The 22,361-nt window shown below is 73.4% G+C and carries 26 protein-coding genes; 7 read left to right on the top strand and 19 right to left on the bottom strand.

Annotated elements, in window-relative coordinates; all coding sequences use genetic code 11:
* From ADL34_RS05620 to ADL34_RS05595, 6 genes are all read left to right on the top strand, one after another.
* A partial coding sequence (locus ADL34_RS05620) for an ADP-ribosylglycohydrolase family protein (protein WP_234374943.1) occupies positions 1–1,300 on the top strand: 1,300 nt, incomplete at its 5' end.
* Positions 1,301–1,307: 7 nt separating this feature from the next.
* Positions 1,308–2,483, top strand: a complete 1,176-nt coding sequence (locus ADL34_RS05615) for an ADP-ribosylglycohydrolase family protein (protein WP_062675050.1) — start codon at positions 1,308–1,310, stop codon at positions 2,481–2,483.
* Positions 2,471–3,883 carry an ADP-ribosylglycohydrolase family protein gene (locus tag ADL34_RS05610; protein ID WP_062675048.1) on the top strand — a complete coding sequence of 471 codons (1,413 nt, stop codon included), beginning with the start codon at positions 2,471–2,473 and terminating at the stop codon, positions 3,881–3,883. The genes ADL34_RS05615 and ADL34_RS05610 overlap by 13 nt, the downstream gene beginning before the upstream one ends.
* On the top strand, positions 3,880–4,773 hold the full coding sequence (gene rbsK, locus ADL34_RS05605) for a ribokinase (RefSeq protein WP_062675046.1): 894 nt from the start codon (positions 3,880–3,882) through the stop codon (positions 4,771–4,773). The genes ADL34_RS05610 and rbsK overlap by 4 nt, the downstream gene beginning before the upstream one ends.
* Complete coding sequence (locus tag ADL34_RS05600; protein WP_062675043.1) at positions 4,770–5,969, top strand: CaiB/BaiF CoA transferase family protein; 1,200 nt, start codon at positions 4,770–4,772, stop codon at positions 5,967–5,969. Before rbsK ends, ADL34_RS05600 begins: the two co-directional genes overlap by 4 nt.
* On the top strand, positions 5,966–6,817 hold the full coding sequence (locus ADL34_RS05595) for an HpcH/HpaI aldolase/citrate lyase family protein (protein ID WP_062675042.1): 852 nt from the start codon (positions 5,966–5,968) through the stop codon (positions 6,815–6,817). Before ADL34_RS05600 ends, ADL34_RS05595 begins: the two co-directional genes overlap by 4 nt.
* A 59-nt stretch (positions 6,818–6,876) precedes the next feature.
* Here the strand turns inward: ADL34_RS05595 and lgt are convergent, their stop codons facing one another.
* The 11 genes from lgt to hisI all read right to left on the bottom strand — a co-directional run bounded on the left by lgt (position 6,877) and on the right by hisI (position 15,757).
* Positions 6,877–7,917, bottom strand: a complete 1,041-nt coding sequence (gene lgt, locus ADL34_RS05590) for a prolipoprotein diacylglyceryl transferase (protein ID WP_062675040.1) — start codon at positions 7,915–7,917, stop codon at positions 6,877–6,879.
* An 86-nt stretch (positions 7,918–8,003) separates the two neighbouring features.
* Complete coding sequence (locus tag ADL34_RS05585) at positions 8,004–8,777, bottom strand: DsbA family protein (protein WP_062675038.1); 774 nt, start codon at positions 8,775–8,777, stop codon at positions 8,004–8,006.
* Positions 8,778–8,897: 120 nt separating this feature from the next.
* Positions 8,898–9,716, bottom strand: coding sequence for a tryptophan synthase subunit alpha (gene trpA, locus ADL34_RS05580; protein ID WP_062675036.1), 819 nt, complete (start codon positions 9,714–9,716; stop codon positions 8,898–8,900).
* Positions 9,713–11,002: a tryptophan synthase subunit beta gene (trpB, locus tag ADL34_RS05575; protein WP_062675034.1), complete on the bottom strand. Its 1,290-nt coding sequence runs from the start codon at positions 11,000–11,002 to the stop codon at positions 9,713–9,715. The genes trpA and trpB overlap by 4 nt, the downstream gene beginning before the upstream one ends.
* A 70-nt stretch (positions 11,003–11,072) precedes the next feature.
* Entirely contained in the window at positions 11,073–11,306 is a 234-nt protein-coding gene (gene trpM / locus ADL34_RS34545; protein ID WP_199835525.1) for a tryptophan biosynthesis modulator TrpM, read from the bottom strand.
* A gap of 20 nt (positions 11,307–11,326) precedes the next feature.
* Complete coding sequence (gene trpC, locus ADL34_RS05570; RefSeq protein ID WP_062675032.1) at positions 11,327–12,136, bottom strand: indole-3-glycerol phosphate synthase TrpC; 810 nt, start codon at positions 12,134–12,136, stop codon at positions 11,327–11,329.
* Positions 12,137–12,271: 135 nt separating this feature from the next.
* Positions 12,272–12,718, bottom strand: a complete 447-nt coding sequence (locus ADL34_RS05565) for a DUF2752 domain-containing protein (RefSeq protein WP_062675030.1) — start codon at positions 12,716–12,718, stop codon at positions 12,272–12,274.
* Positions 12,719–12,796: 78 nt separating this feature from the next.
* Positions 12,797–13,048, bottom strand: a complete 252-nt coding sequence (locus ADL34_RS05560) for an HGxxPAAW family protein (protein WP_062675028.1) — start codon at positions 13,046–13,048, stop codon at positions 12,797–12,799.
* Between the two features lie 110 nt (positions 13,049–13,158).
* On the bottom strand, positions 13,159–13,800 hold the full coding sequence (locus ADL34_RS05555) for a TIGR02234 family membrane protein (RefSeq protein ID WP_062675026.1): 642 nt from the start codon (positions 13,798–13,800) through the stop codon (positions 13,159–13,161).
* Positions 13,801–13,871: 71 nt separating this feature from the next.
* Entirely contained in the window at positions 13,872–15,347 is a 1,476-nt protein-coding gene (locus ADL34_RS05550) for an anthranilate synthase component I (protein ID WP_062675024.1), read from the bottom strand.
* Between the two features lie 11 nt (positions 15,348–15,358).
* On the bottom strand, positions 15,359–15,757 hold the full coding sequence (hisI, locus tag ADL34_RS05545) for a phosphoribosyl-AMP cyclohydrolase (RefSeq protein ID WP_062675022.1): 399 nt from the start codon (positions 15,755–15,757) through the stop codon (positions 15,359–15,361).
* Positions 15,758–15,840: 83 nt separating this feature from the next.
* Here hisI and ADL34_RS05540 point away from each other — a divergent pair, with 83 nt between their 5' ends.
* Positions 15,841–16,476 (top strand): TIGR03085 family metal-binding protein, encoded by a 636-nt coding sequence (locus ADL34_RS05540; RefSeq protein WP_062675020.1) that lies wholly within the window; start codon positions 15,841–15,843, stop codon positions 16,474–16,476.
* A 26-nt stretch (positions 16,477–16,502) separates the two neighbouring features.
* Here ADL34_RS05540 and hisF read toward each other — a convergent pair whose 3' ends face one another.
* Genes hisF through hisD form a run of 8 tightly spaced genes read right to left on the bottom strand, consistent with a single transcriptional unit; the run spans position 16,503 to position 22,208 of the window.
* Positions 16,503–17,258, bottom strand: a complete 756-nt coding sequence (gene hisF / locus ADL34_RS05535; protein WP_062675018.1) for an imidazole glycerol phosphate synthase subunit HisF — start codon at positions 17,256–17,258, stop codon at positions 16,503–16,505.
* Positions 17,255–17,659 (bottom strand): RidA family protein, encoded by a 405-nt coding sequence (locus ADL34_RS05530; RefSeq protein ID WP_062675016.1) that lies wholly within the window; start codon positions 17,657–17,659, stop codon positions 17,255–17,257. Before ADL34_RS05530 ends, hisF begins: the two co-directional genes overlap by 4 nt.
* The gene (gene priA, locus ADL34_RS05525) at positions 17,656–18,381 is read right to left on the bottom strand and encodes a bifunctional 1-(5-phosphoribosyl)-5-((5-phosphoribosylamino)methylideneamino)imidazole-4-carboxamide isomerase/phosphoribosylanthranilate isomerase PriA (protein WP_062675014.1); all 726 of its coding nucleotides are present in this window, start codon (positions 18,379–18,381) and stop codon (positions 17,656–17,658) included. Before priA ends, ADL34_RS05530 begins: the two co-directional genes overlap by 4 nt.
* 4 nt (positions 18,382–18,385) lie before the next feature.
* Positions 18,386–19,024, bottom strand: coding sequence for an imidazole glycerol phosphate synthase subunit HisH (hisH, locus tag ADL34_RS05520; RefSeq protein WP_370686519.1), 639 nt, complete (start codon positions 19,022–19,024; stop codon positions 18,386–18,388).
* Positions 19,021–19,185 carry a hypothetical protein gene (locus ADL34_RS36325; RefSeq protein ID WP_062675010.1) on the bottom strand — a complete coding sequence of 55 codons (165 nt, stop codon included), beginning with the start codon at positions 19,183–19,185 and terminating at the stop codon, positions 19,021–19,023. Before ADL34_RS36325 ends, hisH begins: the two co-directional genes overlap by 4 nt.
* Positions 19,186–19,189: 4 nt before the next feature.
* A complete protein-coding gene (gene hisB / locus ADL34_RS05510) occupies positions 19,190–19,783 on the bottom strand; it encodes an imidazoleglycerol-phosphate dehydratase HisB (RefSeq protein ID WP_031483403.1) in 594 nt (197 codons plus the stop codon).
* The gene (locus ADL34_RS05505) at positions 19,780–20,886 is read right to left on the bottom strand and encodes a histidinol-phosphate transaminase (protein ID WP_062675008.1); all 1,107 of its coding nucleotides are present in this window, start codon (positions 20,884–20,886) and stop codon (positions 19,780–19,782) included. Before ADL34_RS05505 ends, hisB begins: the two co-directional genes overlap by 4 nt.
* On the bottom strand, positions 20,883–22,208 hold the full coding sequence (hisD, locus tag ADL34_RS05500) for a histidinol dehydrogenase (RefSeq protein WP_062675007.1): 1,326 nt from the start codon (positions 22,206–22,208) through the stop codon (positions 20,883–20,885). The genes ADL34_RS05505 and hisD overlap by 4 nt, the downstream gene beginning before the upstream one ends.
* Between the last annotated feature and the right edge of the window lie 153 nt (positions 22,209–22,361).

Here is a 22,361-nt window from a genome sequence, read left to right as displayed (position 1 = left end):
CAACAAGACCCACACCGCCGACCCCGCCCTTCTCCCCCCACCCCCCGAACCCGAGGCCGCCGACGGCGAATCCGCCCCGACAGGGCCACCGGCACCCGACGACGAAAGCCGCACGGGTGGGGCGGGTGGGAAACCGATGGCCGAAGGCGAAGCCGAGGCCGTAGCCGCCCAGCCGGCGCAGCGAACAGCGCACCGCGTCAGAGGACTCCTCCTGGGCCTGGCCGCAGGCGACGCCGCCGGCTGGCCCGCCGCCCGGCACCGCGCCGCCCGCATGCCGGACTGGACCCGCCGCCTGACCCGCGAACTGGAGACGTTCGCCGAGCAGAACGCGACGACCACCCTCCCGGTGCCGATCGCCCTCAACCAGCCCCCGGAACCCCTCCGCCTGGGCCCTTCCGACGACGCCGAGTGGGCGGCCTTCACCGCCGAGGCCCTGCTGCGGGCCGGTGACGACATCGCCCTCGGCGACCTCAGCCGCGACCGCCGGGTCCGCGCCGCGATCGACCTCACCTGGAACGCCGTCGCCGGCGAGGTCGCCGCCGCCGCCGACCGCGCCCCCGAGATCGAGTCGGCGGTCCTCCCGCTGCGCGCCCGGATCTCCGTCCGCGCCGGCCTCGGCAACCTCGCCACCGGCCTGCGCCCGCCCGCCACCGGCCACGACAACCCGCACTTCTTCGACGACGCGGCCTGCGTCCGGGCCTGCGTCCTGGCCGTCGCCCACCCCGGCGACCCCCGCCGCGCCGCCGACCTCGCCGAGTTCGACGCCCGGTACACCCAGGACGGCGACGGCGTCCTCGGCGCGCGGGCGATGGCGGCGGCCGTGTCCCTCGCCCTCACCGGCGCGGCCACCGGCACCTGCGTGGCGGCGGCGCTCGCCGAGCTGCCCGCCGGGACGGAGATCGGCCGCAACGCCCGCCACGCCGTGGACCTCGCCCATGCCGTCGACGGCGCCTTCGCCCTGGTCCCCCTCCTGGAGCACCAGATCGTCGACCATGTCTACAGCTACGGCGTCGCCGCCGCCGAGACCGTGCCGGTCGCCCTCGCCCTCGCCGTCGCGGCGGGCGGCCGTATCGCCGAGGCGGTCCCGGCCGCGGCCTGTCTGTCCCGGGTGGCGGACTCGGCCCCGGCGCTGGCGGGCGCGCTGACCGGCGCCCTGGGCGGCGACGCCTGCGTCCCGGCGGCGTGGCGCGACACCTGCCGCACCCTGTCCGGCTGTGCGCTCCCCCGGCTCACCGGCACCGACCTGGTGGAACTCGCCGACCTCCTGGAAGCCGCACAACCGGCCCGACCAGGAGGATGATTCCGGCATGACGCCCAAAGCAGATGAAAGCAGTGGTCCGCGTCTCGACGAACGGATCACCGGCGCCCTGGTGGGCGCGGCGGTCGGCGACGCCCTCGGCGGCCCGGTGGAGGGCTACTCCCCCGACCAGATCCTGGAGCGGCACGGCGGCCGCGTGCACGGCGTCGTCGGCCCCTGGCACGGCGACGACTGGCGCACGGCACGCCCCATCGCGCCGTACCACAAGGGCGACGGGCACGTCACCGACGACACCTTGATGACGCACGCCCTGGTCCGCGTCTACGCGGCCGTCCGCGACCACCTCGACGCCTACGCGATCGCCGACCACCTGGTCCCGGACCTGATGACCAACCCCCGCTGGATTCCTGAGCTGGAGGCCGAGGCGCTCCCCCTGCACCGGGTCTTCCTCGCGGAGAAGTGGCTGGTAGCCCGCCTCCACTACGGCCATGTGGACCCCCGCGAGGCCGGCGTCGGCAACATCGTGAACTGCGGTGCCGCGATGTACATGGCCCCGGTCGGCCTGGTCAACGCGGCCGACCCGCGGGCCGCGTACGCCGAGGCGCTGGACGTCGCGGGCGCCCACCAGTCGTCGTACGGGCGTGAGGCGGCGGGTGTGTTCGCGGCGGCGGTGGCGGCGGCCTGTGCCCCGGGCGCGACCCCGGACTCGGTGGTCGGCGCCTGTCTGTCGGTGGCCCGGGACGGCACCCGCGAGGCCGTCGAGAAGTGCTGCGAGACCGCCGCGGCCCACAGCGACTTCGAGTCGGCGCTGGTCCCGCTGCGCGAGGCGATCGCCCCGTACGACACCGTCGGCCCCGACTACCGCCGGCCCTCGCTCGGCGCCCGCCGCCCCTCCCGGCTGCACGCGATCGAGGAGCTGCCGATCGCCCTGGCCATGGTGCTGATCGCCGGCGGCGACCACCGCCGGGCGGTGCTCGGCGCGGTGAACTACGGCCGCGACTGCGACTCGATCGCGACGATGGCGGGCGCCGTGACGGGCGCCCTCGGCTCCCCGGTCCCGGACGAGTGGGCGAAGACGGTCGCGGAGGCCAGCCGCCTCGACCTGTGGGAGCCGGCCCGGGTTCTGACCGACGTGGCCCGCGAGGTGCACGCACGTGACGTGGCCCGCCGCCGGGCGCACGAGGCGGCGTTCCAGGCGCTGGAGGGCCTGCCGTGCTCCGACTGACCTGGGTCCAGCCCGAGGACCTGATCGGCCACGAGCTGCGGCAGGCCGCCCTGGACGGCCGGGAGGCGGCACGGATCGCGGCCCGCTGGGAGGCGGCGGGCGGCCGTACGGCCCCGGTACGGGCGGGCGCCTCGGCACAACCCGCGTCCCGGTACCAGCGGACGCTGGCCGAGGACCTGCTCGACGAACTGGCGGACCTGCCCAGCCGGACCGCCGACCAGGAGCCCACCGGCCTCCCCGCCATCAAGGCCCTCTGCCCCGACTGGCCGGCGCCGCCCGCCGTCCCCGTGCGGACCACGCCGGACCGGCTGGAGGCCGCCTGGCTGGGCCGGGCCGTCGGCTGTCTGCTCGGCAAGCCGGTCGAGAAGCTGCCCCTCGACGCCATCCGCGCGCTCGCCCGCTCCACCGGCAACTGGCCGCCGCGCGGCTACTTCACGGCCAAGGGCGTCCCGGCGGACCTGCTCGCCGCCCACCCCTGGAACCGCCGCTCCGCCACGACCTCGCTCGCAGAGAACATCGACGGCATGCCGGAGGACGACGACCTCAACTACCCGCTGCTGAACCTCCTCCTGCTCCAGCGGCACGGCCGCGCCTTCACCACCGCCGACGTGGCCCGGCTCTGGCTGGACGAGCTGCCCGCGGGCCGTACGTTCACGGCCGAGCGCGTCGCGCTGCGCAACCTCCTCCTCGGTGTCGAGCCGCCGCACACGGCCCGCCACCGCAACCCGTTCCGCGAATGGATCGGCGCCCTCATCCGGGCGGACGTCCACGGCTGGACCCACCCCGGCGACCCGGGCGCCGCGGCCGAGCAGGCCCACCGGGACGCCACCCTCACGCACACCGCCAGCGGCGTCCACGCGGCGATGTTCGCGGCGGCGGTCATCGCCCGCGCGGCCGGCGCGACCGGGCCCGGCGACGTCCACGCCTGTCTGCGCGCCGGGCTCGCGGTGATCCCGCCGGAGTCCCGGCTGGCCCGGGCGGTCGGACACGCGACGGCGCTGGCGCGGACGCACGAGAACTTCGACACGGTCGTCGACCTGCTCCACGCCCGGTACGGACCGGACCACCACTGGGTCCACGCCGTCCCCAACACGGCCCTCATCGCCGCCGCCCTCACCCACGCGGACGGCGACTTCACCGGATCCATCTGCCGTGCCGTGTCCGGCGGGTGGGACACCGACTCCAACGGCGCGACGGCGGGCAGCGTCGCCGGTCTCCTCGCCGGCTCCCCCGCCGCCCTGCCCGACCACTGGACCGCCCCGCTGAAGAACCGGCTCGCCACCTCCGTGGGCGGCCTCGACGGCACCGGCTTCGACGCCCTGGCCCGGCTCACGCACGACCTCGCCCACGCCCCCGTCCCCGCCCCGGACCCGACCCCCTTGGAGGCCACCCGCCCATGACCGACATCGTCGTGCTCGGCAGCACGAACATGGACCTCGTCGCCTACGTGGAGAAGGCCCCGCAACGGGGCGAGACCGTCACCGGCCGGGAGTTCCGCACGATCCCCGGAGGCAAGGGCGCCAACCAGGCGACCGCCGCGGCCCGCGCGGGCGGCGACGTGCTGATGATCGGCGCCGTCGGCAACGACGTGTACGGCACCCGGCTGCGCTCCGCCCTCGAACAGTCCGGAGTGGACACCGACGACCTGCGCACGGTCGAGGGCCCCTCGGGCACCGCGCACATCGTCGTCGACGACGAGGGCGGCAACGCGATCGTCGTCATCCCCGGCGCCAACGGCACCCTCGACCATCTGAGCCCCGGCGACGAGGGCGTCATCGCCGACGCCGACACCCTGCTGCTCCAGCTGGAGATCCCGCAGGCCGCCGTGCTCGCGGGCGCCCGCGCCGCCCGCCGCCACGGGGTCCGCACGATCCTCACCCCGTCCCCCGCCCGGCCGCTCCCGGACGACCTCCTCGGCGCGATCGACCTGATCGTCCCCAACGAGCACGAGGCCGCCACCCTCACCGGCCGCACCGACCCCCGTGAGGCGGCCGGCGTCCTGCTGGACCTGGTCCCGGAGGTGGTCGTCACCCTGGGCGCGTCCGGGAGCCTGTACGCCGCGAGGGGCGCCGAGCCGCTGACCGTCCCGGCCCCGAAGGTCACCGCCGTCGACTCCACCGGCGCCGGCGACACCTTCGTCGGCGCGCTCGCGGTGGCGCTCGGCGAGGGACGCCCGATGCCCGACGCGCTGAAGTGGGCGTCCTGCGCGGCCGCCCTGTCCGTGCAGCGGGAGGGCGCCACGGTGTCGATGCCGTACCGACCCGAGATCGACGAACGGTACGCGTCATGACCGGGGTGGCCCCGGCGCCCCTGGCCGGCCTGCGCGTGCTCGACCTGGCCACCCTGTTCGCCGGGCCCCTCGCCGCCACCATGCTCGGCGACTTCGGCGCGGAGGTGATCAAGGTCGAGCACCCGGAGAAGCCGGACCCGTCCCGCGGCCACGGCCCCGCGAAGGACGGGGTGGGGCTGTGGTGGAAGGTCCTCGGCCGCAACAAGCGCACGATCACCCTGAACCTGTCCCGGCCCGGCGGCCGCGCCACCCTGCTGCGGCTCGCCGCCACCGCGGACGTCGTCGTCGAGAACTTCCGCCCCGGCACCCTGGAGAAGTGGGACCTCGGCTGGCCGGAGCTGTCGGCCGCAAACCCCCGGCTGGTCCTGACCCGGGTCACCGGCTTCGGGCAGTTCGGCCCGTACTCCCACCGCCCCGGCTTCGGCACCCTGGCCGAGGCGATGAGCGGCTTCGCCGCCCTCACCGGGGAACCCGACGCTCCCCCGACGCTTCCGCCCTTCGGCCTGGCCGACTCGATCGCGGGCCTCGCCACCGCGTACGCCGTGATGACGGCCCTCGCGGCCCGCGAGCGCACCGGCGAGGGGCAGGTCGTCGACATGGCCCTCATCGAGCCGATGCTGCTGGCCCTCGGCCCCCAGCCGACCTGGTACGACCAGCTCGGCTATGTGCAGGAACGCACCGGCAACCGCTCCGCCAACAACGCTCCGCGCAACACCTACCGCACGGCCGACGGCACCTGGGTCGCCGTCTCCACGTCCGCCCAGTCGATCGCCGAGCGCGTGATGCGGCTCGTGGGGCGCCCCGACCTGATCGAGGAGCCGTGGTTCGCGACGGGCGTGGACCGGGCCCGGCACGCCGACGTGCTGGACCGGGCGGTCGGCGACTGGATCGCGCGGCACACCCGCGCCGACGTGCTCGCCGCCTTCGAGAAGGCCGAGGCGGCGGTGGCCCCCGTCCAGGACGTCCGGGACGTGATGACCGACCCGCAGTACGCCGCGCTCGACACGGTCACCACCGTCGACGACCCCGAGCTGGGCGCGCTGCGCATGCAGAACGTCCTGTTCCGGCTCTCCGCCACGCCCGGCGCGATCCGCTGGGCGGGCCGCCCGCACGGCGCGGACACCGACGAGGTCCTCACCGGTCTCGGCCTGTCCCCCGCCGAGCTCGCGGCCCTGCGGGAGGAGGGCGCCCTGTGACCGGCCCGGCGGAGACCACCCCGTACCCGCTGACCTGGCTGTACGCCCCCGGGGACCGCCCGAGGGTGGTGGCGGGGGCGCTCGCGTCCGGCGCCGACGTCGTCATCGTCGACCTGGAGGACGCGGTGGCCCCGGACCGCAAGGACCACGCCCGGGCGGCCACGGCCGAACTGCTCTCCGAGCCGGAGCACCCGGTGCCGGTCCACGTCCGGGTGAACGTGCCGGCCACCCCGGCGGGCGCGCGGGACCTCGCGGCGCTGGCCGCCCTGCCCGGTCTGGCCGCGTTGCGGCTGCCGAAGGTGACGTCGGCCGACCAGATCGTCCACCTCGCCGAGACCACCCCGGCCGCCGCGCCGGGCACGATCCGGCTGCACGCGCTGCTGGAGTCGGCCCTCGGCATCGAACACGCGCACGCGATCGCGTCCGCGCACCCGGCCCTGCGCGGCATCTCGCTCGGCGAGGCGGATCTACGGGCCGACCTGGGCGTACGGGGCGACGCCGGGCTGGACTGGTGCCGTTCCCGGGTCGTGGTCGCGGCGCGGGCGGCCGGGCTGCCCCCGCCGGCGCAGTCCATCCACCCGGACATCCGTGATCTGGAGGGGCTGGCGGCGACCTGCGCGCACGGCCGCGCGCTCGGCTTCCTGGGCCGCGCGGCCATCCACCCCCGGCAACTGCCCGTGATCGAACGGGCCTATCTGCCCACCGAGCGGGAGCTGGAGCGGGCGGAGACGATCGTGAAGGCGGCGGCGACCGACCAGGGGGCGCTGGCCCTGCCGGACGGGCGGTTCGTGGACCAGGCGGTGGTGGCGGCCGCGCGGCGGACGCTGTCCCTGGCCCGCCGCGCCTGAGACACCACGAAGGGCGCCCGGTGGACCGGGCGCCCTTCGTGGTGTGACGGTTCGGGGGGTCAGCCCTTCCGGGCGGACTCCGCCTCGTCGCGCGACTCCTCGGCGTCCTCGACGGCATCCTCGGAATCGGCCTTGGCCTCGGGCTCGGACTTCGCCTCGGTCCCGAGCGGGGACTTCGCCTCGGTCCCGGCCTCGCCGTCCGCCTCGGACGTCGTCCCGTCCTCGGTCCCGGCGTCGGTCTCCGCCTTCTCGTCGGCGGACGCGCCGCCCGGGTCGCCGTCGGCCGCGCCGGGCTCGACGACGGCCTCACGCCCGGGCCGCTTCTTCGCGGACACCACGATGTAGGTCACGGCGAGCAGGAAGACCAGCAGCGCGGTCCAGTTGTTCAGCCGCAGGCCGAGGATGTGGTGGGCGTCGTCGACCCGCATGTACTCGACCCAGAACCGGCCCGCGCAGTACGCGGCGACGTACAGGGCGAACGCCCGGCCGTGGCCCATCTTGAAGCGGCGGTCGGCCCAGATCACCAGCAGGGCGACGCCGATGCACCACAGGGACTCGTACAGGAACGTCGGGTGGTAGGTGCCCGGCACCCGCCCGTCCGTGGAGGAGGTGATCTCCAGGGCCCAGGGCACGTCGGTGCGGCGGCCGTACAGCTCCTGGTTGAACCAGTTGCCCCAGCGGCCGAGGGCCTGCGCGAGGGCGATGCCGGGGGCGACGGCGTCGGCGTACGCGGGGAGCGGGATGCCACGGCGGCGGCAGCCGATCCAGGCGCCCAGCGCGCCGAGCGCGATCGCGCCCCAGATGCCGAGACCGCCCTCCCAGATCTTGAAGGCGTCCACCCAGTCACGGCCCTCGCTGAAGTACAGCTCGTAGTCCGTGATCACGTGGTAGAGGCGCCCGCCGACCAGGCCGAACGGGACGGCCCAGACAGCGATGTCCGCGACCGTGCCGGCGCGCCCGCCCCGGGCGATCCAGCGCTTGTTGCCGAGCCAGACGGCTACGAAGACACCGAGGATGATGCAGAAGGCGTAGCCGCGCAGCGGAATGGGTCCGAGGTGGATCACCCCGCGCGACGGGCTGGGAATGTAGGCAAGTTCCATGGCAAGGTCGACGCTACCCTGCCGGGCGGCACCGATGTCGGGCCGCCCGGCTACGGGTCCATAACAGGCCGTGCCCGTACGGACGCTCAGCCCTTGGCGTTCGCCTCCACCATCTGCTTGAGCTTGGCCGGGGTCATCGTCTGGTCCTGGTAGATGTTCTTGCCGTTCAGCAGGACCGTGGGCGTGCCGCTGAAGCCGCCCGCCTTGAAGGCGTCGTTGGACTTGTCCACCCAGCCGTTGTGCGTGCCGTCCTCGACGCACTTGCGGAAGGCCGGCGTGTCCAGGCCGTCCACCTTGGCTGCGAGCTCCAGCAGTTTGCTGTTCTTCCCGAAGGCGTCGTCGGGCTCCGGCGGCTGGTTGCGGTACAGCACGTCGTGGTACTCGACGAACTTCCCGGCGTCCTGGGCACAGGCCGCGGCGTTCGCCGCGTTGCGGGAGCCGGTGCCGCCCATGTTGCCGTCGATGATCGTCGCCAGGTGGTACTCGACCTTGAGCTTGCCGGAGTCGGTCAGGCCGTGGATCGTCGAGCGGTAGGCGTCCTCGAAGGACTTGCAGGCCGGGCAGCGGAAGTCCTCCCAGACCGTGAGCGTCGAGGGGGCGCTCGCCTTGCCGACCGGGATGGCGAGGCCGTCCTTGCCCTGGGCTCCGGAGGGGCCGACGACCGGCCCGGCGTCGCTGCCGCTGTCCTTGCCGGCGTTGGCCGCGACGACCCCGATCACGGCGGCGAGGCCCAGCACGCAGACGACGCTCGCGCCCACGATCAGCGTGCGGCGCCGCCGGTCCGCCGCCCTCTGCTTCTCCCGCTCGACCGCCAGCCGCTCCCGGGCGGTCCGCTTCGCGTCTCGATTCTTTTCGCTCACAACCGCAGAAACGAACCGGGGAGGCGCACCGCGCCTCCCCGGTCCCAGGTCCACCCGTTCGAGCGACTCGTACGGAAGGCTCTTCTTCCGACGATGTCCCGCGGACGGCGCGGCTGCCGCCTACGCCTTCCGGCGGACGCCCTTCGCCAGTTCGCCGGCGAGGGCGCGGACGGCCTCGACACCGGCCGCGTCGTCCGGCGCGTCCAGCATGCCCTTGACGAAGGCGGAGCCGACGATCACGCCGTCCGCGAACCCGGCGACCTCGGCCGCCTGCTCGGCGTTGGAGACGCCCAGGCCGACGCAGACGGGCAGGTCGGTGCCGGTGGCGCGGGTGCGGCCGACCAGCTCGTGCGCCTGCGCGCCGACGGACGCGCGGGTGCCGGTGACGCCCATCAGGCTGGCGGCGTACACGAAGCCGCTGCCGGCCGCGGTGATCTCGGCGAGCCGCTCGTCCCTGCTGCTCGGCGCCACCACGAACACGGTCGCCAGGCCGTGCTTGTCGGCGTGCTCCCTCCACAGCGCCGACTCCTGGACCGGCAGGTCGGGCAGGATGCAGCCCGCGCCGCCCGCCTCGGCCAGCTCGGCGGTGAACCGCTCGACGCCGTAGCGGTCGATGGGGTTCCAGTACGTCATGACGAGGATCGGCTTGCCGGTGGCCGCGTGGGCCTCGCGGACCGTGCGCATCACGTCGGCGATCCTCACGCCACCGCGCAGGGCGATGTCGTCGGCGGTCTGGATGACCGGGCCGTCGAGCACGGGGTCGCTGTGCGGCAGGCCGACCTCGACGACGTCGGCGCCGCCCTCCAGTGCGGCCTTGACCGCCGCGATGCCGCCGTCCACGGTGGGGAAGCCGGCCGGCAGATAGGCGATCAGGGCGGACCGGTCCTCGGCCTTGGCGGCCGCCAGGGTGTCCGACAGCAGCTGGATGTTCCCGCTCATCGGGCGTCCCCCTCGATCTCGGCGGTGTCGGCGGCGTCGGCCGGGACCTCGGCGTCGGCGCCCTCCTCGTACAGCCCGAAGTAGCGGGCGGCGGTGTCCATGTCCTTGTCGCCCCGGCCGGACAGGTTGACGATGATCAGCCCGTCCTTCCCGAGCTCCTTGCCGACCTCCAGGGCTCCGGCGAGCGCGTGGGCGCTCTCGATGGCCGGGATGATGCCCTCGGTGCGCGACAGCAGGCGCAGGGCCTGCATGGCGGCGTCGTCGGTGACCGCGCGGTACTCGCCGCGTCCGCTGTCCTTGAGGTAGGAGTGCTCGGGGCCGATGCCCGGGTAGTCCAGTCCGGCCGAGATGGAGTACGGCTCGGTGATCTGGCCCTCGTCGTCCTGGAGGACGTACGAGCGGGAGCCGTGCAGGATGCCCGGCTCGCCGGCGGTGAGGGTGGCCGCGTGCTCGCCGGTCTCCACGCCGTGTCCGGCCGGCTCGCAGCCGATCAGGCGGACGGAGGCGTCCGGGATGAAGGCGTGGAAGAGGCCGATGGCGTTGGAGCCGCCGCCGACGCAGGCGATGGCCGCGTCGGGCAGGCGTCCGGCGCGCTCCAGGATCTGGCGGCGGGCCTCGACACCGATGACCCGGTGGAAGTCGCGGACCATGGCGGGGAAGGGGTGCGGTCCGGCGACCGTGCCGAACAGGTAGTGGGTGCGGTCGACGTTGGCGACCCAGTCGCGGAACGCCTCGTTGATGGCGTCCTTCAGGGTGCGGCTGCCGGACTTCACGGCGATGACCTCGGCGCCGAGCATGCGCATCCGGGCCACGTTGAGCGCCTGGCGCTGTGTGTCGATCTCGCCCATGTAGATGGTGCAGTCGAGGCCGAACAGGGCGCAGGCGGTGGCGGTCGCGACGCCGTGCTGGCCCGCGCCGGTCTCGGCGATGACGCGGGTCTTGCCCATGCGCTTGGTGAGCAGGGCCTGCCCGAGCACGTTGTTGATCTTGTGCGAGCCGGTGTGGTTCAGATCCTCGCGCTTGAGGAAGACGCGGGCGCCGCCCGCCTGAGCGGCGAACCGCGGGACCTCGGTGAGGGCGCTGGGGCGGCCGGTGTAGTTCACCAGCAGGTCGTCGAGCTCACGGGCGAACTCGGGGTCGTGCTTGGCCTTGTCGTACTCGACGGCCACCTCGTCCACGGCGGCCACGAGGGCCTCCGGGATGAACTTGCCGCCGAACGCGCCGAAGTAGCCCTCCACGTTGGGCACTTGGCCCTCGGGGTCGGGGATGAAGAAGTCGCTGGGCATGCGTGTACCTCACGGTGAGTGTCGATGGGAAAACACGATTCGCCGTGGGGGCGGAGCCTGGTGGTCGGCCTCAGGCCGGATATGGCTGGTAGCGCTCGCGCGGCGGTAGCCGCAGGTCGAACAGAGCCCCGCGCCCCTGGAAGGGGCGCTGCCATCGACGGCCGTTCACCTGGCCCGGTTCGTCTCCGATGACGTAGCGCACACGACGGCCGTGCACCCGGCGGGCGGGCGCGCGGCAGCCACGGGGGCGGCAGCCGCGCGCGAGGCGGGCGTACCGGTCCGTGGTGGTGGTCGTGGTCGTCATCGGGGAGATTCTATCGGCGCTCAGCCGCGGCCGTGCCGCAGTGCCGGGTGCTCGCCCGCCGCCACCAGGTCGGAGACCGCCGTCTTGGGGTCCTTGCCGGTGACCAGGGACTCGCCGACCAGGACCGCGTCGGCGCCGGCGTTGGCGTACGCGATGAGGTCGTGCGGGCCGCGGACGCCGGACTCGGCGACCCTGACGACGCTGTCCGGGATCTCGGGCGCGACGCGCTCGAAGGTGCCCCGGTCGACCTCCAGGGTCTTCAGGTTGCGGGCGTTGACACCGATGATCTTGGCGCCCGCGTCGACCGCGCGGTCGACCTCGTCCTCGTCGTGGACCTCGACGAGCGGGGTGAGCCCGATGGACTCGGCGCGCTCGATCAGGGACTCCAGGGCGGACTGCTCCAGGGCCGCGACGATCAGCAGCGCGAGGTCGGCGCCGTACGCGCGGGCCTCCCACAGCTGGTACGACGTGACGATGAAGTCCTTGCGCAGGACCGGGATGTCCACGCGGGCGCGGACGGCCTCCAGGTCGGCCAGCGAACCGCCGAAGCGGCGCTGCTCGGTGAGGACGGAGATGACGGCGGCGCCGCCCGCCTCGTAGTCGGCGGCGAGCCCGGCCGGGTCGGCGATCGCGGCCAGCGCGCCCTTGGACGGGCTGGACCGCTTGACCTCGCAGATGACCTTGACGCCGTCGCCGCGGAGGGCCGCGACACCGTCCTTGGCCGCGGGGGCCTTCGCCGCGCGCTCCTTGAGCTCGTCGAGGCTGACGCGCGCCTGCCGCTCCGCGAGGTCGGCACGGACTCCGTCGATGATCTCGTCGAGCACACTCACGCGAGCGGCCCCCTTCCAGACGGTTGGCTGAGAGAGCGGTTCAAAACCGATGGTCACTGCGATGGTATCCGGAGGTGGGCCGAGCCCTCGCATCCGGCTGACGCCGGTCCCAGTACCTGGACGTCCACCGGTTGATCAAGGATGCAGCCGGACACCGAACGGCGAGTTCCGGACAACGGTGAAGACCACGGTCAGGGCACCCAGCGCCCACAGGTGCGCCGGCGCGAGGTCGATGCGCAGCGGACGGCCCCGTACGGAACGGATCACCCAGACGGTCCACAGCACGGCGAAGAGCGCGTAGCCGGCCACCGCGAGCGCGTTGTCCTGGAGCGCCGCCGCGAGGTCGCCGTGCACGACGGCGTGCGCGCTGCGCAGCCCGCCGCAGCCCGGACAGAAGATGCCGGTGTACTCCAGGAGGGGGCAGGCGGGGTAGTGGCCCGGTTCGTTCGGGTCGACCGCGCCGACATAGGCGAAGGCCCCGGCGACGGCCGCGAGCACGCCCGCCGGGACGGCCACGCGGCGGGCGAGGGCGGCCGCCTGGGTCGCCGGCGTCCTGCGGCTGTCGGTGTCCACGTCGAGCATTGTGCCCCGGACAGGCGTGAGGGGCGCCCCCGGGCACTCCATCGGTGCCGGGTCGCCCCTCGGTGCGTCACGCGGTGGTCAGCCCTTGGCGGCGGCCGCCTGGCGCTCCTCGGTGGTGAGGTGCGGCTCGTGGGCGTCCTTGGGCTGGCCCATTCCCATGGCGCTCATGACCCAGCCGACGATGCCGCCGAGGATCACGACGCCCATACCGGCCCAGAAGCCCGCGGGCTGGGCCATCACCATGAAGGCGCCCGCCACGCAGAACCCGATGAACGCGATCGTGACACCGGTCCAGGCGGCCAAAGTGTGACCGTGGCTGTTGCCCGCCATTGCTTGCTCCTCGTTGCTGTGTACGTGTCGTACGTGGGGTGAGCCGGTCGCTCCCGGTCATTGTCCCGCACGCGCGCGCGTGCGGTCACCGGGGGTCGCGGCCGCGGACGTCAGGCTCCCGTGGGGTCCTCGCCCCGGTCGAGCGCCTTCCAGATCTCCTCGGGACGGTCGGGGTCGGCGGGGCGGGCCGTACGACGCGGGCGGGGGGCGCCGTTGCGCTCGTAGCGGCCGGACATGCCGGGCCAGATCCGGCCGTAGCGCAGGGCCAGGAGCCCGGCGAGCAGGATCAGGGCGCCGCCGGCCGCGGCGGCGTACGGCCAGGCGGTGTGGGTGAGGGACTGGACGGTGGCGGCGGTGTCGCCGGAGGTTCGGGCGGCCTGCTCGTCGAGCGCGGAGCTGTCGGAGGCGCCCAGCAGGGCGGCGGCGACGGTGCCGGCGCCGGAGAGCGCGAGCAGGGCGGCGACCAGGACGCGGCCGGCGCGGCGCACGGCGAAGACGGCGACGAGCGCGGCCAGCCCGACTATCGCCAGGGCCGCGGGGACGCCGGTGACGTCGCTGCCCTTGGCGGTGAGGGGGAAGGAGCCGCCGGCCACCGCGGCGGTGCCCTCCGACCAGCGCTGGCGGGTGGCGAGCAGGGCCACGGCCGCGCCGAGCGCCCCGCTCAGCAGGGCGAGGGCCAGACTCAGACGGCCCGCGCGGGCGGGGCCCGGGGCTTCGGAACGGGGGTGAGGAACAGCAGTCACGTACTCCACTATCACCCGAACCCCGCCCGAACGGTGACCCGGGGTTCGGGTGACTGACGCCACGTGGCCGCCCAGGCGGCTCAGGAGAGCCTGTTCGCGGTGTGGACGGCGCGCAGGACGGCGGCCGCCTTGTTGCGGCACTCGGTGTCCTCGGCGACCGGGTCGGAGTCGGCGACGATGCCCGCGCCTGCCTGGACGTAGGCGGTGCCGTCGCGCAGCAGGGCCGTGCGGATGGCGATGGCGGTGTCGGAGTCGCCGGCGAAGTCGAGGTAGCCGACGCAGCCGCCGTACAGGCCGCGCCGGGACGGTTCGAGCTCGTCGATGATCTGCATCGCGCGGGGCTTGGGCGCGCCGGAGAGGGTGCCGGCCGGGAAGCAGGCCGTCAGCACGTCGAAGGCGGTGCGGCCCCCGGCGACCTTGCCGGTGACCGTGGAGACGATGTGCATGACGTGGGAGTAGCGCTCGACGGACATGAAGTCGACGACCTCGACGGAACCGGGCTCACAGACCCGCCCGAGGTCGTTGCGTCCCAGGTCGACCAGCATGAGGTGCTCGGCGCGCTCCTTGGGGTCGGCGAGCAGCTCGTCGGCGAGGGCCTGGTCCTCCTGCGGGGTCGCGCCGCGCCACCGGGTGCCGGCGATGGGGTGGACCATGGCCCGCCCGTCCTCGACCTTGACGAGGGCTTCCGGCGAGGAGCCGACGACGTCGAACCCGTCGAAGCGGAACAGGTACATGTACGGCGACGGATTGGTCGCCCGGAGCACCCGGTAGACGTCCAGGGCGCTCGCGGTGCACGGCGTCTCGAAGCGCTGGGAGGGGACCACCTGGAACGCCTCGCCCGCCCGGATGCGCTCCTTGATGTCCTCGACGGCGGCCTGGAAGTCCTCGCCGCCCCACAGCGCGGTGTACTCGGGCAGCTCCGAGGGCGGCAGCACGGCGGGCGGCTGGGCGACCGGGCGGACGAGGTCGGCCTGCATGGCGTCCAGCCGGGCGACGGCGTCGGCGTACGCCTCGTCGACGCCGGTGTCGAGGTCGTTGTGGTTGATCGCGTTGGCGATCAGCAGGACCGAACCCTCCCAGTGGTCCATGACGGCGAGGTCGCTGGTGAGGAGCATGGTCAGCTCGGGCAGCCTCAGGTCGTCGCGTTCGCCGGGGCCGATCTTCTCCAGGCGGCGCACGATGTCGTAGCCGAGGTAGCCGACCATGCCGCCGGTGAAGGGCGGCAGGCCCTCCTGGTGGGGGGTGTGCAGGGCCTCGACGGTGGCGCGCAGCGCGGCGAGCGGGTCGCCGTCCACGGGGACGCCGACCGGCGGGGTGCCGAGCCAGTGGGTGCGGCCCTCGCGCTCGGTGAGCGTGGCGGCGGAGCGCACGCCCACGAAGGAGTAGCGGGACCAGGAGCGGCCGTTCTCCGCGGACTCCAGCAGGAAGGTGCCGGGGCGTTCGGCGGCCAGCTTGCGGTAGAGGGCGACCGGGGTGTCGCCGTCGGCGAGGAGTTTGCGGGTGACCGGGATGACCCGTCGGTCGGTGGCCAGCTTGCGGAACGTCTCGAGGTCCATGGCCGCCGACCCTACTGATCCGCGGCGGCCGCGGCGGAACCGGCGTCGCCGAGGAGCACGTCCGCGTCGAAGCAGGTCCGGGCGCCGGTGTGGCAGGCGGCGCCGATCTGGTCGACCTGTACGAGGAGCGTGTCGGCGTCGCAGTCTAGAGCGACCGACTTCACCCACTGGACGTGCCCCGAGGTGTCGCCCTTGACCCAGTACTCCTGCCGGCTGCGCGACCAGTAGGTGCAGCGGCCGGTGGTGAGGGTGCGGTGCAGCGCCTCGTCGTCCATCCAGCCGAGCATCAGCACCTCGCGGGTGTCGTACTGCTGGGCGATGGCGGGCAGGAGTCCGTCCGCGCTGCGCTTGAGGCGTGCGGCGATCTCCGGGTCCAGCCCACTGGGCGTGCGGGGCGTGCTGGTGGTCATGCCTGCCATTGTGCCGCGCGCGGCCGGCTGCTCCGGGCGGGCGTCCACTGGGCGGACCCGGTACGCGGTCGTAGGCTGACACCATGTCGACCTTCGCACAGCGTGAACGACTCCTCCTGGCCGATCTCTTGGAGGCCGAGGGTCCTGAGGCCCCGACGCTCTGCGAGGGCTGGCGCACCCGTGACCTCGCGGCGCACGTGGTGGTGCGCGAGCGCCGGCCCGACGCGGCCGCCGCCATGCTGATCAAGCAGCTCGGCCCGCGCCTGGACAAGGCGATGGAGGAGTTCGCGGCGAAGCCGTACGAGGAGCTGATCCAGCTCATCCGCACCGGCCCGCCGCGCTTCTCGCCCTTCCAGCTCAAGCAGATCGACGAGGCGTCGAACACCATCGAGTTCTACGTCCACACGGAGGACGTCCGCCGGGCGCAGCCGGACTGGACGCCCCGCGAGCTGGACCCGGTGTTCCAGGACGCCCTGTGGTCCCGACTGGAGCGCGCCGCCCGCCTGATGGGCCGGGGCGCCCCGACGGGCCTGGTGCTGCGCCGCCCCGACGGCCAGACGGTGGTCGCCCACCGGGGCACCCCGGTGGTCACGGTCACCGGTGACCCCTCCGAACTGCTCCTCTTCGCCTACGGCCGCCAGAGCGCCGCGAAGGTCGAACTGGACGGCGACAAGGACGCGATCGCGAAACTGCACGAGACGAAGCAGCTCGGGATCTAAAGGGTGTTGCAGAGAGTCGGGCCGGGTCAGCGGATCGGGTGCCCGGCGCCGCGCAACGCGTCCTTGACCTGGCCGATCCTGAGGTCGCCGAAGTGGAAGACCGAGGCCGCCAGGACGGCGTCGGCGCCCGCCTCGACGGCCGGGGTGAAGTCGGCGAGCTTGCCGGCGCCACCGGAGGCGATCACCGGGATCGTGACGTGCTTGCGGACGGCCCGGATCATCTCCAGGTCGTAGCCGTCCTTGGTGCCGTCGGCGTCCATCGAGTTCAGCAGTATCTCGCCGGCGCCCAGCTCGGCCGCGCGGTGCGCCCACTCGACGGCGTCGATGCCGGTGCCCTTGCGGCCGCCGTGCGTGGTGACCTCGAAGGTGCCCTCGGGGGTGCGGCGGGCGTCCACCGAGAGGACCAGGACCTGGCGGCCGAAGCGCTCGGCGATCTCCCGGATGAGGTCGGGGCGGGCGATGGCGGCCGTGTTGACGCCCACCTTGTCCGCGCCGGCGCGCAGCAGCTTGTCCACGTCCTCGGCGGTGCGCACGCCGCCGCCGACGGTGAGCGGGATGAACACCTGCTCGGCGGTGCGGCGCACCACGTCGTACGTCGTCTCCCGGTTGCCCGAGGAGGCGGTGATGTCCAGGAACGTCAGCTCGTCGGCGCCCTCGGCGTCGTACACCTTGGCCATCTCGACGGGGTCGCCCGCGTCGCGCAGGTTCTGGAAGTTGACGCCCTTGACGACCCGGCCGTTGTCCACGTCCAGGCAGGGGATGACTCGGACCGCCAGGGTCATTGCTCCACGGCTCCTCTGTATGCCTCTAGCTCTACTTCGACCAGGATGCGCGGGTCGACGAACCCCTCCACGACCAGCAGGGTCGTGACGGGGCGCACCTGGCCGAAGATCTCCTTGTGGGCGCGGCCCACCTCGTCCACGTCCCGCTGGTGGCTCAGGTACATCCGGGTGCGGACGACCGACTCGGGGCCGAGCCCGAACTCCGCGATCGCCTCCAGCGCGCCGGCGAAGGCCACCCTGGCCTGCTCGTACGGGTCGCCCTCCCCGTACAGCGCCGACCCCCGGAAGGCGGTGGTGCCGCCCACCAGCACGCGGTCGCCGGCCGCGACGGCGCGCGCGAACCCGAAGGACTCCTCCCAGGGGCTGCCGCCGCGCACGCGCCGCACGGGCTCGGAGGTCATGACGCCACGGCCTCCAGGGCCTCCTCCAGCGTGAACGCCTTCGCGTACAGCGCCTTGCCGACGATGGAGCCCTCGACGCCGAGCGGGACCAGCTCGGCGATGGCCCGCAGGTCGTCCAGCGAGGACACGCCGCCGGAGGCGACGACGGGGCGGTCCGTGGCCGCGCAGACGTTCTTCAGCAGCTCCAGGTTGGGGCCCTGGAGGGTGCCGTCCTTGGCGATGTCGGTGACGACGTACCGCGCGCAGCCCTCCTTGTCGAGGCGCTCCAGCGTCTCGTAGAGGTCGCCGCCGTCGCGGGTCCAGCCGCGGCCGCGCAGGGTGGTCCCGCGCACGTCCAGGCCGACCGCGATCTTGTCGCCGTGCTCGGCGATCACCTTGGCGACCCACTCGGGGCTCTCCAGGGCGGCCGTGCCGAGGTTGACGCGGGTGCAGCCGGTGGCGAGCGCGGCGGCGAGGGAGGCGTCGTCGCGGATGCCGCCGGACAGCTCCACCTTGATGTCCATGGCCTTCGCGACCTCCGCGATCAGCTCGCGGTTGTCACCGGTGCCGAACGCGGCGTCCAGGTCGACCAGGTGCAGCCACTCGGCGCCGGAACGCTGCCAGGCGAGGGCGGCCTCCAGCGGGGAGCCGTAGGAGGTCTCGGTGCCGGACTCGCCGTGCACGAGGCGGACGGCCTGGCCGTCGCGGACGTCGACGGCGGGGAGGAGTTCGAGCTTGGCCATGTCTCTACAGGCTTCCGATCCAGTTGGTGAGCAGCTGCGCGCCGGCGTCGCCGGACTTCTCGGGGTGGAACTGCGTGGCCCACAGGGCGCCGTTCTCCACGGCGGCCACGAACGGCTTGCCGTGCGTCGACCAGGTGACCTTGGGGGCGGTCATCAACGGGTTCTCGGTCTGGAAGCTCCAGTCGTGCACGGCGTAGGAGTGCACGAAGTAGAAGCGCGCGTCGGCGTCCAGGCCGGCGAACAGCTCGCTGCCGCCCGCCGCCTCGACCGTGTTCCAGCCCATGTGGGGCACGATGTCGGCCTGCAGCGGCTCGACCGAGCCCGGCCACTCGCCCAGGCCCTCGGCCTCGACGCCGTGCTCGATGCCGCGCGCGAACAGGATCTGCATGCCGACGCAGATGCCCATGACGGGGCGGCCGCCGGACAGCCGCCGGTCGATGATCCAGTCCCCGCGGGCGTCGGTGAGCCCCTGCATACAGGCGGCGAAGGCGCCGACGCCGGGCACGAGCAGCCCGTCGGCGTTCATGGCCTTGTCGAAGTCACGGGTGATCTCGACGTCCGCGCCGGCGCGGGCGAGGGCCCGCTCGGCGGAGCGTACGTTGCCGAAGCCGTAGTCGAAGACCACGACGTTCTTGCTGGTCAATTCCACACCTCCAGCCTCAAGACGCCGGCGACGAGGCACAGCGCGGCACTGATGGAGAGCAGCACGATGAGGCTCTTGGGCATCTGCTGCTTGGCGAAGGAGATGATGCCGCCGACCAGGAACAGGCCGACGACGATCAGGATGGTGGACAGCCCGTTCATGGGGTTACAGCGCGCCCTTCGTCGACGGCAGGATGCCGGCCGCGCGCGGGTCGCGTTCGGAGGCGTAGCGCAGTGCGCGGGCGAGGGCCTTGAACTGGCACTCCACGATGTGGTGGGCGTTGCGTCCGTAGGGCACGTGCACGTGCAGGGCGATCTGCGCCTGCGCCACGAAGGACTCCAGGATGTGCCGGGTCATCGTGGTGTCGTACTCGCCGATCATCGGCGCCATGTTCTCGGGCTCGGTGTGCACGAGGTAGGGGCGGCCGGAGAGGTCGACGGTGACCTGGGCGAGGGACTCGTCCAGCGGGACCGTGCAGTTGCCGAAGCGGTAGATGCCCACCTTGTCGCCGAGGGCCTGCTTGAAGGCGGCGCCCAGCGCGAGGGCGGTGTCCTCGATGGTGTGGTGGGAGTCGATGTGCAGGTCGCCCTCGGTCTTGACCGTGAGGTCGAACAGGCCGTGGCGGCCGAGCTGGTCGAGCATGTGGTCGTAGAAGCCGACGCCGGTCGCCACGTCGACCTTGCCGGACCCGTCGAGGTCGATCTCGACGAGGACCGAGGTCTCCTTCGTCACCCGCTCTATGCGTCCTACGCGGTTCATGCGCTCTGCTCCTTCTTGACTTCACGGACCGCGTCGAGGAACGCGTCGTTCTCTTCGGGGGTGCCGGCGGTGACCCGCAGCCAGCCGGGTACGCCGTTGTCCCGGACCAGGACGCCCCGGTCGAGGATCTGCCGCCAGACGGCGTGCGCGTCGTCGAACCGTCCGAACTGCACGAAGTTGGCGTCCGAGGCGGTGACCTCGTAGCCGATGGCGAGCAGTTCGGTGACCAGCCGGTCGCGTTCGGCCTTCAGCTGCTCGACGTACTTCAGCAGTGTGCCGGTGTGCTCCAGGGCGGCCAGGGCGGTCGCCTGGGTGACGGCCGACAGGTGGTACGGCAGCCGGACGAGCTGGACGGCGTCGACCACGGCGGGGTCGGCGGCGAGGTAGCCGAGGCGCAGGCCCGCCGCGCCGAACGCCTTGGACATGGTGCGGGAGACGACGAGGTTGGGGCGCCCGTCGAGCAGAGGCAGCAGCGAGTCGCCGTGGCTGAACTCGACGTACGCCTCGTCGACCACGACCATCGACGGCTTCGCCGCCTGCGCGGCCTCGTACAGGGCGAGGACGGTCTCGCGCGGGACCGCGTTGCCGGTGGGGTTGTTGGGCGTGGTGATGAAGACGACGTCGGGCCGGTGCTCGGCGACGGCCTTCTCGGCTGCGGCGAGGTCGATCGTGAAGTCGTCGTTGCGGGGGCCGGAGACCCAGCCGGTGCCGGTGCCGCGCGCGATGAGCGCGTGCATCGAGTACGACGGCTCGAAGCCGATCGCGGTACGGCCGGGTCCGCCGAAGGTCTGCAGCAGCTGCTGGATGACCTCGTTGGAGCCGTTGGCCGCCCACACGTTGGCGAGGCCGACCGGGTGGCCGGAGGTGTCCGTCAGGTACGCCGCGAGCCGGGTGCGCAGCTCGACCGCGTCCCGGTCGGGGTAGCGGTTGAGGTCGCGGGCGGCCTCGCGGACGCGCTCGGCGATCCGCTCGACCAGTGCCTCGGGCAGCGGGTAGGGGTTCTCGTTGGTGTTGAGCCGGACGGGGACGTCCAGCTGGGGCGCTCCGTAGGGGGACTTGCCGCGCAGCTCGTCCCGCACCGGGAGATCGTCGATGCCAGTCACTTGCTCTCGGGTACCTTCCAGCCGAACCGTGCCTTGATCGCCGCGCCGTGGGCCGGCAGATCCTCCGCCTCCGCCAGCGTCACGACGTGATGCGCGACCTCGGCGAGCGCGTCGCGGGTGTAGTCCACGATGTGGATGCCGCGCAGGAAGGACTGGACGGACAGGCCCGAGGAGTGGCAGGCGCAGCCGCCGGTGGGCAGGACGTGGTTGGAGCCGGCCGCGTAGTCGCCGAGGGAGACCGGCGCCCAGGGCCCGATGAAGATCGCGCCGGCGTTGCGTACCCGGTCCGCGACGGCGGCGGCGTCGGCGGTCTGGATCTCCAGGTGCTCGGCGCCGTACGCGTCCACGACGCGCAGGCCCTCGTCGACGCCGTCGACGAGGACGATCGCGGACTGCCTGCCCTTCAGGGCGGGCACGATCCGGTCGTCGATGTGCCGGGTGGCGGCGACCTGCGGCTCCAGCTCCTTCTCCACCGCGTCCGCGAGCTCCACGGAGTCGGTGACGAGGACGGCGGCGGCCAGCGGGTCGTGCTCGGCCTGGCTGATCAGGTCGGACGCGACGTGCACCGGGTCGGCCGTGGAGTCCGCGAGGACCGCGATCTCGGTGGGCCCGGCCTCGGCGTCGATGCCGATCTTGCCGGTGAAGTAGCGCTTGGCGGCGGCGACCCAGATGTTGCCGGGGCCAGTGACCATGTCGGCGGGCGGGCAGGACTCCGTGCCGTACGCGAACATCGCGACGGCGGTGGCACCGCCGGCGGCGTACACCTCGTCGACGCCGAGCAGCGCGCAGGCGGCCAGGATCGTGGGGTGCGGCAGCCCGCCGAACTCGGCCTGGGCCGGGGAGGCGAGCGCGATCGACTCGACGCCGGCCTCCTGGGCCGGGACGACGTTCATGATCACGGACGACGGGTAGACCGAGCGGCCGCCCGGCGCGTACAGGCCGACGCGGTCGACGGGCACCCACTTCTCGGTGACCGAGCCGCCGGGGACGACCTGGGTGGTGTGCGCGGTGCGGCGCTGCTCGCGGTGGACGAGCCGGGCGCGGCGGATGGACTCCTCCAGGGCCGCGCGTACGGCCGGGTCGAGCTCGGCGAGGGCCTTGTCCAGGGCCTCGGCGGGGACCCGCACCTGGTCGAGCCGGACCCCGTCGAACTTCTCGGCGAAGTCGATCAGCGCCGCGTCGCCCCGATGATGCACGGCCTCGCAGATCGGACGCACCTTCTCCATGGCGGCCGAGACGTCGAAGTCGGCTCGAGGCAGCAGGTCGCGCAGTGCGGGGCCCTCGGGGAGGGCGTCGCCGCGCAGATCGATTCGGGAGATCACGTACCCAATTCTCTCAGACCCGCGTCCGGCACCGGGGACGCGTATCAATGGCTGATACAGAGCGTCCGGGAACCCGGAAGATCCTCTTCACGTCTTGCGTTCGGGGCGTCACTCAGCGGGCATGACGGTGGTACGGGGCCACTGACTCGCGAG

The organism is Streptomyces sp. NRRL WC-3605 (assembly GCF_001509795.1).
In the GTDB taxonomy this organism is placed as follows: domain Bacteria; phylum Actinomycetota; class Actinomycetes; order Streptomycetales; family Streptomycetaceae; genus Streptomyces; species Streptomyces viridochromogenes.
Note: the sequence above shows the minus strand (reverse complement) of the source record. Positions and strands in the feature narration are given on the sequence as shown.